This is a genomic window from Alteromonas sp. P256 (assembly GCF_036864455.1).
Classification (GTDB): domain Bacteria; phylum Pseudomonadota; class Gammaproteobacteria; order Enterobacterales; family Alteromonadaceae; genus Alteromonas.
Map to the genome: position 1 here is coordinate 64882 of NZ_JAZETM010000004.1, position 12938 is coordinate 77819.

Sequence of the window (12938 nt, forward strand, 5' to 3'; positions counted from 1 at the left end):
AACCTCAAGCAAAAGCAAGTGGGCAAAGACTAAGATATGGTTGGGCAAAAATCGCTCTCTTTACAGAAAAACCTTACGATAAGGTTACTGCGCGTATTGCGATATAACAAATCACGAACAGAGCGTGCGTTAAGTCTATTGCCTCTTGAAAACAGACCTCTGTTTCATGTATTGCCATTTTTAATACACGTTAATCACCCCGAATTACCCGGGTATGTTGAATCGCCTTCTAACGATGTATTAGTGCCATTTGGTATCAACAATTACTCATTTAGAAAAGATATTGAGATGGCGCTGACGCGCTGCTTTCCTTCACTTCAGTCCTTATTTGCTGATATTAAATCTATTTGGCCCCGCCAGCGGTGCATAGACTCGCTGGTTTTAATGGGCAGCATAGGCACAATTGCGCAAACCGACACCTCAGATTTTGACTATTGGGTGTGTGTAGACGGAAAGCAGTTTTCTCCCCAATCCCTCGATTTATTAACTCAAAAACTAAGAGCAATTGAGCAATGGGCTGATAAAAAATGGGGTACTGAAGTCCACTTTTTTCTCTCTGATATCGAGAAAGTAAAACACAATGACTTTGGCGTTGCAGACGGAGAAAGTGCTGGTTCTGCACAAGCATTGTTTTTAAAAGCGGAGTTTTACAGCACTAACATTGTTGTAGCGGGGAAAGTGCCCTTTTGGTGGCTAACGCCAGAAAAATCTACCATAAAGCAATACGACGGCATTTTGGGAAGTCTTGAAAAAGGAGGCTCTCCCGACTTAGATTGGTTTATGGATTTAGGTCATTTGGAAAAACTTGATGCCGGCGAGCTATTTGGCGCGGCCATATGGCAGTTAGGTAAGGCAATGGACTCGCCATTTAAGTCGCTGCTGAAAATGGCAAAGTTAGAAGTCTATCTGGCCAATATTGGCAGCGAGCAGCCGCTGTGCAATACCCTTAAAAAGCATGTTCACTTGGGCTCTGAAGCGCCAGGAAAAGTGACTGATATTGACCCCTATGCGCTGATGTTCAATGAGCTGATCACCCACTACACTGCTTATGGCCAACCAGAAGATATTCTTATTTTGCAGCAATGTTTGTACCTTAAATGTGGATGTAGTCTCAGTCAGCCCTTGTATGAAGGAGAAACGCCTAACTTTAAGCGACGAATTATGGCAGCCTATGCAAAAAGCTGGGGCTGGAGCAGAAGGTCATTAGAGCACCTTGATAATATTCAACAATGGAACTTTAACGAGCGTGTTCAATTAAGTCGTCGCATACATCGCTTTTTACTGAAATGCTATAGACGTATCTCCAGTCAACTTGATGGCCAAACCCAAATCATGGATGAAAAAGACATGACGGTACTCGGTCGCCGGTTGAGCACGTTTTACGGTAAAAAACACAATAAAGTAGAGTTTCTTCGCAGAGCATTTGATGAAAGTTTATATTGTCCTACCGTAACCATAGCCGTGAAAACACTTAAGAATGGCGATGAGATATGGACCGCTTACGCGGGTGATAGGCTGAGCAAGTCGGGTATTATCGATGAATCGCAAAAAATTTCACAGGCATCTAATGCAGTGGCGCTACTTGTGTGGTGTGTTGCCAGTCGCATAATGGACACGAATACAAAAATTCACCTAGATTACAACTACTGCGAAATTAGCGAGCTCGACCTAAATGACCTGCTCAAACACCTGTGCGCGTTGTTTCCACCAGTACGGGTATCTGCATTGCCGCGAGAGGATCTACTGGCCCCAGAACGCATTGAGACATGCATGGCATTAGTTAATTTTCCCACCCTTCGCCAAAAACCTACCGTAGAAGATGTGTATGTACTTTACAGCACTACCTGGGGTGAGACTTTTTTAAAACACGATGCGAACGTGCTAGATAGTCTCTGGTACGAACTTTCAGAGGTATCGCCAAAGCCTAAGTGCTACGTTATGGTGCCTCGCGGAAATCAACAGTCTCGTATTTTAGGTGAGTTTCTTGAATCTACAGACCTTTCATTTTCCGTGGTTCATTGATGTAAGGTTTACTTTTTCCTATTAGCTATTTGTTTTTGAGTTCTTGCTATAAATTGATGTCGACTATTTCGCCCTTTCGTTTCTCCCTCGTTCTTTTACACTTTTCAATCCTGACTCGCTCTTTTTGTACCAGTAACACCAAACCTCAGCTGATTTAATCTACCCTTTTTTTACATTGGTGAAAAAAGAACTAAAAAAACTTGCAAAGAGCGATTACAGGTGTAATCTTAAATAAAAGACTACAGTTGTAATCGAAAAGGTAGAGGTGAGCAAGACCATGTCTAAACCCGATATTTCCAATGCAGAATTTGATGTACTCGACGTACTGTGGGAGCGCAACCCTGCAAGTGCGAGCGACGTGGTGCAAACCTTGTCTAGTCATAAAGAGTGGCATGAGAAAACAATTAAAACCTTATTAGGCCGACTAGTAAAAAAGGGCGTTATTGGTTTTGAAAAACAGCAGCGTCAATATCTGTATTACCCACTTATCGCTCGAGAAGACTATACCGCACAAGAAACAGAGAGCTTTGTTGGCAAGCTTTTCAAGGGCAAAATCACACCATTAGTAGCAGGGTTTGCAACCCAGAAAACATTGTCAAAAGATGATGTAAACGAGTTAAAAGCGTTAATAGCACAATGGGAAGAAGACAATGACTGAATGGTTAATAGCACAACAAGGTGCTTTAAGTATTGCCCTTGGTTTAATGCTGATAGCAGAGCGATTTACCGCAAAGATGGGCGCTTTGTTTACCTATAAATTGTGGACAATAGTGCCAGCTATTTTACTACTCAATAACTTACCTACTAATAGTATATTGGTAACACGCTATTCAATCTCTCAGTATACGGTGAACACGACACCCACAGTGGCAACGCAACACGTAAATGTACTATTCTATTTATGGGCTTTAGGAGCCGGTGCGATAATCATTATTACCCTATTTCATTATCTGTCCGTCAATTCCTCTTTAAAAAAGGTAAGTATCAACCGTGACGTCGTGTATTACTCATTGCAGGCACGTTCCCCCATATTATTTGGCTTTATTAACCCTAAAATAGTGCTGCCCTTGAACTTTGAGCGCATGTTTTGTGAAGCGCAACAGCAAATGATTATCGAGCATGAATCTGTCCACAAGCATCACATGGACCATCTGTGGAATGGTTTTACCTTCGTTTTGATAACGCTTTTTTGGTTCAACCCTCTCGTTTGGATTGCGCTTAAAGCATTTCGAACTAACCAAGAGCTAGCCTGCGACTACAAAGTCCTATCAAACAAAAGCGATAAGGAGACACTTATTTATGCAAAAGCACTCGTGCAGTGTGCCGAGCAATCCCCGCAGACATTGAGTCTGTACCCTACCTTTGGAGAAAAAAGCACCATGAAAAAGCGTTTAATGTTAATGAAGGAAAAATTTCCGCAAAGCAGACTAGCGGCATTTGCTGCAGTGGCACTGAGCGTATTACTAATGGCAAATACTGCTGCGGCCAATATGCCGCCATCGCCGAAAAATCATGCTGAGGGAAATGGCCATGTACCAAATGAGCCGAAGGTAAATGAAGCCTCACCGATAGCTCACGTTTCACCGACTTACCCTGAAGACGCCGCAAAGACAAATACTGAAGGGTATGTCGTGTTGCAATTTGATATTACAGAAACAGGCGCTACTGATAACATAACGGTAGTCAAGTCGTCGCCTGAAGGCGTATTCGATAAAAGTGCCAGTAGCGCTCTCAAGCAGTGGCAATATAAGCCGCGGGTTCAAAATGGCCAAGCATTAAGGCAAACAGGGTTATTAGTGCAGCTTGATTATAAGCTGTCTTCTGACGATGCTGACTAACGAAGAGAGAAAGTAAAAAGAATACTAAAAGGAGCGCGGCTCCTTTTAGTGTTTTTATAAAACGGCATAAAAACGCTTACAAGATATCAAGCGCGCTGTTCTAATCTTTTAAATGCGGCGCGCAGGTTTCTGCTACCTTGCTGGCATCAAAAATTTCAATCCAATAGCCGTCGGGATCTTTTATAAACGCAATGCCTTTCATAGCCCCGTCATTTAACTTTTTCTGAAATGGTACGCCAAGGGCTTCAAATCGCTCGCAGGCAGCCTCTGCATCTGGCACGTGAAAACCAATATGGCCAAAGCCTTTTGGCTCACTGTTACCGTTGTGGTAAGACACATTTTCTGGGGTGTCGTCCCAATTGTGAGTAAGTTCTAACATCGCAGGGCGACCGAAGGTTTGCTGCGTGCGCTTCTCAGCGTCATCGCTTATATTCGAAAAGTCATCCCCTGCCGCTAGAAAATACAAACTAAACTTCATCTCTTCAAAGTCTAGTCGCTTTATCAGCGTCATACCCATCACGCGGGTATAAAAGTCTAAGGTGCGCTTTGGATCAGCAATTCGCAACATGGTTTGATTAAAGACAAACCCTCTTGTTGCGTCGCTTTTTTCTTCGCAAAGCCCGTCTGCATTATCGAAATGTCTACTGGTCGGTGTATCTATCGCTTTAGCCATAAGGGTCTTCCTCGCTTTACATTAGTTGTCCATATTAATAGCAACACTATGTGCGCTGAACACTTACCTTTCAACTGCCGCTCGCCCGCCATTTTTGCTATCTATCGATTTCCTTGCCGACTTCTAGCTTAGTGCAGAAGAGCTAGTCCTTACTTCGCACAGAGTCTGCGGGCTTATTATCTACGCGATAGGTATTACTCTTTTTTTTGACTATTTGTTTTTTAGCGCCTGAGTTTTTAAGGTTAAGGGTTTTAGTGCCTGCTTTCTGTGTTTCAGACGAGCCAGACTTAGCCGTAACACCACCTTTGCTTTTTGATGCAAATGCATTTTGATTGGACGTGCGAGGTTTCGTATTTTGGCGATATTTGATTACCATGCCTTGTAATAAATTTCGTACAACCTGGTCGCCGGCCGCTTTGTAGTTGCGGTGATCAGGCTTTCGAAATAGTGCTGACAACTCGCCTTTGCTCAGCCTGAAATCAGCCATATACAATACGGCAATCATATCTTCGTCTTTGTAACTCATCGCAATGCGAATTTTTCGCAGTATTTCGTTATTACTCAAGCGCTCTTTTAGGCCGAGCACTTTGGGCGCTTGTCCTTCTTGCTTACCACGATTTTTGATAATTAAACCATCCAAAAACATCGCAAGGATCTTGTCTCTACATGGCAAATAACCCTCTTCATCCTCTTTTTTCATGATGCTATGAAGGTAATCAATGTCCATTTCGTAATTCATCAGCTTAAAAATACTGATAGCCGCGGTATCGTTTATAGCAAGCGCATAGCGAATGCGGCGTAGAACATCGTTGTGGAACATGATTGATAACCTTTAAGGATAGAAGTAGTTATTGTGTTTGATTACGCTAAGGCCTTTTGAGCACAGTGCTATATTCAAGCGAAGCGTTTTATTAAAGCAGAACGTTTTACTAGTTCATTGCATGGTGCTTACCCATTCTCAGCGCACAAGTAGGTCTATAACAACGAAACATGACGGCTCATGCAACAGCTGCAGCAGTTCGCGCAGCAGTACATGCGGGATGCGTATAGTTTAACTCAGTTCAGGTTTTACCGCCATCTCCATGCTTGTAAACATCATCATAATGCTCAACATAGAAAAGCGCCTATGGTGGCGCTTTTTTTGAATTTGAAACGTTTTGCATTAAGAGCTTGTATTGCAGGCTTACTTGCTCACCGACGTATCAATTTCCCGACTCATTAGCTTACCGACTTGTTAATTTACCGACTTGTTAATTTACCGACTTGTTGGGGCTTTAAGGTGAGTAGAGAAGAAATCAACAGTGCGCTGCCACGCAAGTTCGGCATCTTTTGGGCTGTAACGACTTGTTGAGTCGTTGTGAAAGCCATGCTGAGCTTTGTCGTAAACATGAGCGGTATACTCAGCCCCATTGGCCTTCAGCACTTTTTCATACTCAGGCCAAGTTGCATTCACTCGCTTATCATTCTCGCCAAAATGCAGAAGCAGCGGCCCATTCACTTGGGCCTGTAACTCTTCTTTTGCAGGTGTACCGTAAAATGGAACGGCTGCATCAATCACATCAGGAAGGGTAGCGGCTAAAAGGTTACTAATGTATCCGCCGAAGCAAAAACCAACCACACCAAGCTTGTCTGAGGTCTTTTCAAAGTGACTTAGCCATTTTGCGGCCGCCATAAAATCGTGTTCAATTTTTTGTCTATCGAGACTGTGCTGCATTGACCTACCGTCATCATCATTACCAGGATAACCTCCTAAGGGAAATAAAGCGTCTGGCGCGAATGCAATAAACCCTTGCATGGCTAAGCGTCTTGCAACGTCCTTTATATAGGGGTTCAGCCCTCTATTTTCATGCACCACAACAACCGCCGGCATAAGGCTTTCGGCACTAGCCTCAGTGGGCACTACCAAATACCCGCCTCCAGTACCATGGCCTTCAGGGGATGGAAACTCTTCGTATGTTGCTTTAATGGCGGGGTCGTTAAAGGACACTTGTTCAGCTTTAGCATAGTCAGGGATTAGAGCGCGGCCGATAACACCGGCAGACAAACCTGCGATGGACAATGAGGCCACGCGGGTTAAAAATGTGCGCCTGTCTATGTTGCCATGAGCATATTCGTCATACCAATCAAAAGCTTCTTGAGGGATTGTTACAGAAGGTTTATCTGTTTTCATTCTTTTGCCTGCCACGTTGTAGGATTAATCGTCTTAAATAACATTGAGCATAAAGTAACCACACCTTACAGAAATTTACGGATCAAGAACGAAAAAACGGGACTAAAAGCCAGGGTTATCAGGCTAACGACTTTATACATATAGCGCTATCGAGAACTGTTTTGCTGCGGCACGAGTGCTCTTACACAGCTCAACTTCATAATGTTTGCTCTAAAAAGCTTCTTTCGCATTGCGTTAACACAAGTGTATCGACTTACTATCTACATTGAGATTATCTGAAGTCATTTTTTCTAACAAAAATGTAATATCACCTTGCTAAATTCCGACTAAAGTCTAAGCATATAACTCATTAAAATAACCCTATAACTACTAAGGTTTCTTGGAGAAGCTCGTGAGTAAACTTGGCCTAAAAACACAATTAAGAATAGCTTTTGTTACTGTTCTGCTTATTGTGCTGATAATTTCTTCAACTGCTTTAGTTAGCTCGAATAAAACCTCATTTTCTTTTGCTGATTATCAAATACAAACGACAAACTCAACTGTTATTTCTGAACTCCAGGAAGGCTTGCTGATGGCAAGAGTACAAGCGATCAAATACTTTTCAGAACAATCCGATGAGCATATCTCAAATTTCGAACAGTGGGCAGCCGTTGTCGATAAGCAAATTGTTATTGCTCGCCGAGACTTTGTCGATCCGCAAAATCAGAGAAATATTCAACTCATCGAGAGCAAATTCAACGAGTATAAGAAGGCTTTTCAATCTTTATCGCAGCTGTATGACAGCAACTTATCACCATCTCAGGCGGTAATTTCTGCCCGCGACAGCATTATCAACGACAAACTCAACGTACTAGGTCCCGAGTTAGCCGATTTACTAAAATCAACGACAGCCAGAATTAATCGCATTCAAGAAAAGTTGGGCACTGAAGTTAGTGACATAGTGGTCATATCAAACACCGTGATATTGATACTGGTTATCGTCGCTACATTTATCTGTTTGGCTATATCTTATTTTTTACCACAAAAAATCTTGCGTACCGTGGGTGGTGAACCGAAAGATATTCTGCATATTGCAGATCAATGCGCTGATGGCAATTTGAGTTCAATTTCTACAAATACATCAGATAAAAATGGCATATACAAAGCACTTTCAAAAATGGGGGCAGAACTTAAAGGGGTTATTAGCGATATTCGAAACGCATCTTTGAACGTCAATCATCTTGCCACTACTTTAACGGATATGTCTGCCACTACCTCATCGAGCGCACAGCAACAAATGGATACGTTAAACCAAATTGCGGTTGCCATGGAAGAAATGACGGTCACCATTGCGCATGTTACTGAAAATGCGCAACATGCCGCCACATCAGCTGAAAATGCAAATTCAAGTGTCCATTCTGGTAGCAAGGCCATCGAGCAAAGTGCACAAAGCCTCACAACGCTTGTGACTAAAATTAATAACGTCTCATCGTCAATCGACAGCCTGACGCAGGAAGCTGAGAGCATGAGCGCCATCTTAAATACAATAAATGCTATTGCTGAACAAACAAATTTACTTGCTTTGAATGCTGCCATTGAAGCCGCTCGAGCAGGAGAACAAGGTCGCGGTTTTGCCGTTGTTGCCGATGAGGTGCGCACGCTTGCCACGCGCACTCAGCAAAGCACCGACGACATTCAAGAAAAGCTCACTAGCCTTAAGAAAGAATCAGATAAAGCCGTTCAGTTAATGACTGAAACATCGCATGAAGCAGCAAACACTCAAGCGGCGTCTCAAAGCGCACAACAGGCATTTGAAACAATTAAAGGTTCAGCTGAAGCAATCAATAGTATGAATCAGCAAATTGCCTCCTCTGCTGAAGAGCAGGCCACGGTTGCAAAAGAAATAAATGATTTAATAGTAGGCGTGAACTCGCTTGCCGATGAAACATCAACAACTGCGATAAAAACCGATGAAAAAGTGTCAGAACTTACTGCTACAGCGATGGCCCTAGAAAAACGATGTGCATATTTCAGCGTGTAAATTAAACAGGCCAAGCGGTCAGTGATTAATAGAACCGTCGACAATAATAATTAGAACCGTGACCTGCAATAACTAAAAGTTATGACGTTGGCATTACATATACTTCTCTTACACATGCTTTGTCGCTGCTTGATAGTGCGTAATTAACCGCATCTGCAATATCTTCTGGTGCCAACTTATCTTCTTTAGGTTCATCAAAAAATGGTGTATTTACCATACCAGGGCAGATTGTTGTGCATTTTCCACCCCATTCACGCATTTCCTCGGCTAAGTTTTGACCGAAGCCATAAGCGAACCACTTGCTAGCGCCATATACTGAGCCTTTAAGAGCGATGCGTCCAGCTACTGAGCCAGTGAGAATGAAATGCCCCGTGCTTTCTCTTAGAAACGGTAACCCTGCTTTTGCTGTGTATAAAAGACCATTTACGTTCGCCCCCAGCATAGTTGACCAGTCGCTCACATCGCCTTTTTCAATGCCTGGCGAACTCGCGCCGGTTCCCGCATTGGCGAATACGACGTCTATTTTTTTGAAGTGCTCGTTTATTTTGGCAAATGCGTTCTCTATTTCGTCAAAATCACTTACATCGGCCTTTACTGAAAACGCATTTTCGCTACCCAACTCTTCCACAAGACTGTTTAGCTTATCTTCACTTCTTGCAACTAGCGCAACGCGATGCCCCTCTTGCACGAGTGATTTGGCCGTTGCCTTACCTATACCGCTAGATGCCCCCGTGATAACAACGACTTTAGATTGTTTAGTCTTACTCATAATTAGGTTTTCCTCTTTTCTTTCTATTCACCGAATTCTTCAAAATACTACTCTCCAGAGAAGCTCTGCTTGAGAAAGCTCTGCCTGAGAAAGCAGTGCTGTAGAAAAAATGTACTCTTACTTTTAGCTCTCCTTACTATGTAACTTTGCTCAACATGAAGCTAGAGAGGTGCAACAAGCGATCCAAAAACGCCGGTCCATAAAAAACATAAATCACTGATTAATATATACTTTAATTTTATCACCCAAATAATGGTCTCTGCATGTTCTGTTTATTTTTCAACGGGCAAGAAGTTCTTACAGGGCCAAAAATAACAATAGCAGATATCGGTTAGCTAGCTTAATCGCCATCATATTAGTGCTAGAGTTTAGTTGCTTATTAATTTATGCATCAGGTGGGCGAACCATGCGCTCTTTATTAATGCAAAGCGACAATGTGCAGTTAGTGAACCGAATAGCGGGCACACTAATGATTGGTGTGGGCATTTGGCTAGCGCTTACTTAGCGCTTAAAAAGCGGTTGTTTAGCCGTTTTCAGCGGCCAGTAGCATGACTACCGCTTTTACTCTGAAAGCCCTATGCAGTATAGTATTAGCCCGTTTCAGATGTGTATTCGAATGCCCAACAAACTACGAAAAGTCAGTCGACATCTTCACTTGTGGATTTCCTTGAGTATTTTTCTTCCCGTCATCATCGTGATTGGTAGCGGCCTGCTGCTGCAGGTGAAAAAAGAGATAGACTGGATCCAGCCGCCAACCCAAAAAGTAAGCCAAACTCCTTTAGAAGAAGCAACAGACTCGTCCAGTACCATAATAAGTTCGCAACAGATTTTAGAAGCGGTCCAAACCGTATCCAACGCCCAGTTAACGCGCTGGGAAGACATTGACAGACTGGATATTAGACCGAACAAAGGCATCATAAAAGTACGTGGCAATAATCATTGGGAAGTGCAGCTTAACGCCTACACTGGCGCGGTGCTGCAAACAGCGTATCGACGTACCGACACCATAGAGTCTATCCACGACGGGAGTTGGTTTTTTGAAGGTGCTAAGCTTTACCTGTTTCTACCCGCCGCTTTGCTTCTTTTTGTCATTTGGTTAACTGGCATAGTAATGTTGTTCACCACGCTGAAAAGTAAATATCGGAAAAAACAGGCTCGCTTGCAGCAGTCTAGTTAGTACAATCTGGTTAAAACAAGCACTCTAAAGCAAGTCTTTTGAAGCAAACTCTCTAAAACAAAAAACGTAGCGCAAACTGAATGCTGCGACCTTGAGCAAAAGCCGCCCTGTCATCAGCACTCACGTAAAAAAGCTGATTAGTGAGGTTTCGAATACTCACTCTTCCATTCACTTTATTATTGAACGGCAAAGATGCCCCAACATCTAACGTCACTACCCTATCTAATGACCGCTCTCCATCAGCAACGTCGGTTTTACTAGCCCGATAAAGCACGTTTGAAAAAAAGCGTATTGTGCCCACCTGGTACCCCACCGTGAGCCGATGATTGTGCGCGGGAATATCCGCGATAACATTCCCGCTTTCGTCCTCTCCTTTTATCCAAGCACCGCTTAACTGCAAAGACAACTTGCTATTATCCGGTGCCCAATTAGCCGTATAACTCAGCCCATTAATAGTGGCGCTATCTAAATTCACGTATTCCAACACATCTTCGCTTACTTCTGTGCGCTCGATATAGTGATGTATCTTTTGACTAAACACTTCTGTGGTTGCCGATAAACGTCTGCTTTTATATGAGAGCGCACCTTGGATGTTCACAGACTGCTCTGTGTCCAAGTTCTCATCACCCAGCACTGTACCTCGAGGGGTTACTCCAGAGAAAAAACGTTCTGTAAGCGATGGGTTTCTGAAAGCGCTTGAAACATATAAGCTTGCAGACCAGTGAGGAGACAGCATATAGCTAGCACCAGTGAACCCGCTGACGTTTAGCTTTTTTACGTTATATCCATCTCGACTCTGATGCTGCCAGTCAAGGCGTGTACCTACCGCTACAGACAGCTTCTGGAACGTTCTTGAGGCGTCCATCACGCCCGCTACTCCAACCTCACTGGCATCAAGTGTGGTGATGCTAAAGGCGTCAGTCTTAGCAACTTGTGCAGGGAATGCTTGTATAGGGATTGCTTGTAAAGATAGCTCGTGTATAAAGAGAGCTTGAGCTGATATTGCCGCCTCGGGTGTTACTTGAGCCCCTAGCGATGTTATCGGCGTTTCACTTTCATTAATTCTTACTCCTTCACGTCCTTGTAGTTGAGCTTGCCAATTCACTCGCCACATACCTACACGCTGCCTACCTCCAATATCACTGCCATAATCGAATGCTTTGCTTCTGCTTTCATTAATGCGCGCTTCTGGCCTTAACGTTTGCGTATCTAATTGAGACTGATGCCACCACACATTGCCAGTCATCTCGTCGAAAACCGCGCTGACCTTGCCTAGCCAATGGGTATTGTTAGGGTATGTTGTCACTCTATCTTGTGGATAATCACTGCTCGACTTTCCAACATTGCTATTGTGTGAAAACAGCGACCACGCCTCAATGATATTAGATTGCTCCGGCTGATGCCGTATAAATAGCGCAGTTTGCTCAAATTGCTCAAACAACGCATTGCCATTGGCATCTTGCGTGTTATCTGCATTGCGATAAGAGACTTTCCAATCAGTGCTTCCAGCATAGGCATGGCGCTTATCAGTACTGGACGTAAATGAACTGTCAGCAAAGCCTTCATAACCGTATTCTTGGGTTTCACCATTGTTCAGCATTGTGACATAAAGACTCTGCTCATTCGGTGCAGCAATCTGCAGGTTAACCGCGCCGCCTATTGCACCAGAACCTAGATATGTCGACGCTGCGCCAGGCACAACTGACACCTGAGTTATCCATGAAGGGGGTATAAAGCCAGCACTTGCGCCGGCTCTCCTATCACTAAAAATACGAACGCCGTTTAACAGCGTTTGAATTCGCCAGCGGGAAAAACCGCGAATACTCACATTTTGAATTTGCCCTCCCTGCCCGTTCAGGCTGATTACCGGGGACTGCACTAATACATCATTAATGTTAGTGGGCTCGGCAACTGAAGACTGTGAGTAGTTATATAGGGGAAGGATACGCTCAAGCGTATCGTGGTAGTAGGGTCTCGTAGCCTTTACCACTATGTTCTCTACATCTGATTCGTTAGCGCCTAATTTGCTAACCTCTGATTGTTCAACCGCTGCACAATACGCTGGAAACGTTGCTAATACAAGCGCTGTCATAAGCGCTAGTGTAATGACTAATTTGAACATAAGCTGTGTACACACCGCCAAAGGTGCACTACTGCGCATGATGTACAAAGAAATAGAGAATCGCGAACCTGTCATAGCGCTTATGTTATTTTGTTTAGAAAATTTAGGGCATGTTGATAAAAAGAAAACGGCAGTGAGAACACTGCC

The 12938-nt window shown here is 43.5% G+C and carries 10 protein-coding genes; 5 read left to right on the forward strand and 5 right to left on the reverse strand.

From position 1 onward, the window contains the following. The first annotated feature begins 36 nt into the window (after positions 1 to 36). The 3 genes from V7R39_RS08150 (at position 37) to V7R39_RS08160 (ending at position 3860) form a co-directional block, all read left to right on the forward strand. Positions 37 to 2022, forward strand: coding sequence for a class I adenylate cyclase (locus tag V7R39_RS08150; protein ID WP_334029931.1), 1986 nt, complete (start codon positions 37 to 39; stop codon positions 2020 to 2022). A gap of 277 nt (positions 2023 to 2299) precedes the next feature. Then, entirely contained in the window at positions 2300 to 2680 is a 381-nt protein-coding gene (locus V7R39_RS08155; RefSeq protein WP_334029932.1) for a BlaI/MecI/CopY family transcriptional regulator, read from the forward strand. Continuing rightward, positions 2673 to 3860: a M56 family metallopeptidase gene (locus tag V7R39_RS08160; RefSeq protein ID WP_334029933.1), complete on the forward strand. Its 1188-nt coding sequence runs from the start codon at positions 2673 to 2675 to the stop codon at positions 3858 to 3860. Before V7R39_RS08155 ends, V7R39_RS08160 begins: the two co-directional genes overlap by 8 nt. 100 nt (positions 3861 to 3960) lie before the next feature. Here V7R39_RS08160 and gloA read toward each other — a convergent pair whose 3' ends face one another. The 3 genes from gloA to V7R39_RS08175 all read right to left on the reverse strand — a co-directional run bounded on the left by gloA (position 3961) and on the right by V7R39_RS08175 (position 6703). Next, positions 3961 to 4533 (reverse strand): lactoylglutathione lyase, encoded by a 573-nt coding sequence (gloA, locus tag V7R39_RS08165; protein WP_334029934.1) that lies wholly within the window; start codon positions 4531 to 4533, stop codon positions 3961 to 3963. Positions 4534 to 4675: 142 nt separating this feature from the next. Continuing rightward, the gene (locus V7R39_RS08170) at positions 4676 to 5353 is read right to left on the reverse strand and encodes a DUF1456 family protein (RefSeq protein WP_334029935.1); all 678 of its coding nucleotides are present in this window, start codon (positions 5351 to 5353) and stop codon (positions 4676 to 4678) included. Between the two features lie 435 nt (positions 5354 to 5788). Next, positions 5789 to 6703 (reverse strand): dienelactone hydrolase family protein, encoded by a 915-nt coding sequence (locus tag V7R39_RS08175; protein WP_334029936.1) that lies wholly within the window; start codon positions 6701 to 6703, stop codon positions 5789 to 5791. A gap of 391 nt (positions 6704 to 7094) precedes the next feature. Between V7R39_RS08175 and V7R39_RS08180 the strand changes: the two genes are divergently transcribed. Further along, on the forward strand, positions 7095 to 8723 hold the full coding sequence (locus V7R39_RS08180; protein WP_334029937.1) for a methyl-accepting chemotaxis protein: 1629 nt from the start codon (positions 7095 to 7097) through the stop codon (positions 8721 to 8723). A gap of 79 nt (positions 8724 to 8802) precedes the next feature. On the opposite strand, the gene V7R39_RS08185 is transcribed toward V7R39_RS08180, so the two are convergent. Then, on the reverse strand, positions 8803 to 9492 hold the full coding sequence (locus V7R39_RS08185) for an SDR family oxidoreductase (RefSeq protein ID WP_334029939.1): 690 nt from the start codon (positions 9490 to 9492) through the stop codon (positions 8803 to 8805). Between the two features lie 616 nt (positions 9493 to 10108). Here V7R39_RS08185 and V7R39_RS08190 point away from each other — a divergent pair. Beyond that, positions 10109 to 10669: a PepSY-associated TM helix domain-containing protein gene (locus V7R39_RS08190; RefSeq protein WP_334029940.1), complete on the forward strand. Its 561-nt coding sequence runs from the start codon at positions 10109 to 10111 to the stop codon at positions 10667 to 10669. Positions 10670 to 10721: 52 nt separating this feature from the next. Here V7R39_RS08190 and V7R39_RS08195 read toward each other — a convergent pair whose 3' ends face one another. Next, positions 10722 to 12866 (reverse strand): TonB-dependent receptor plug domain-containing protein, encoded by a 2145-nt coding sequence (locus tag V7R39_RS08195; protein ID WP_334029941.1) that lies wholly within the window; start codon positions 12864 to 12866, stop codon positions 10722 to 10724. Positions 12867 to 12938 lie beyond the last annotated feature (72 nt).

Bases quoted from the DNA above. Each gene is read 5' to 3' on its own strand.
- V7R39_RS08185 (WP_334029939.1), bottom strand. From the start codon at position 9,492: ATGAGTAAGACTAAACAATCTAAAGTCGTTGTTATCACGGGGGCATCT.
- V7R39_RS08155 (WP_334029932.1), top strand. From the start codon at position 2,300: ATGTCTAAACCCGATATTTCCAATGCAGAATTTGATGTACTCGACGTA.
- V7R39_RS08150 (WP_334029931.1), top strand. From the start codon at position 37: ATGGTTGGGCAAAAATCGCTCTCTTTACAGAAAAACCTTACGATAAGG.
- V7R39_RS08160 (WP_334029933.1), top strand. From the start codon at position 2,673: ATGACTGAATGGTTAATAGCACAACAAGGTGCTTTAAGTATTGCCCTT.
- V7R39_RS08175 (WP_334029936.1), bottom strand. From the start codon at position 6,703: ATGAAAACAGATAAACCTTCTGTAACAATCCCTCAAGAAGCTTTTGAT.
- V7R39_RS08170 (WP_334029935.1), bottom strand. From the start codon at position 5,353: ATGTTCCACAACGATGTTCTACGCCGCATTCGCTATGCGCTTGCTATA.
- gloA (WP_334029934.1), bottom strand. From the start codon at position 4,533: ATGGCTAAAGCGATAGATACACCGACCAGTAGACATTTCGATAATGCA.
- V7R39_RS08195 (WP_334029941.1), bottom strand. From the start codon at position 12,866: ATGACAGGTTCGCGATTCTCTATTTCTTTGTACATCATGCGCAGTAGT.
- V7R39_RS08190 (WP_334029940.1), top strand. From the start codon at position 10,109: ATGCCCAACAAACTACGAAAAGTCAGTCGACATCTTCACTTGTGGATT.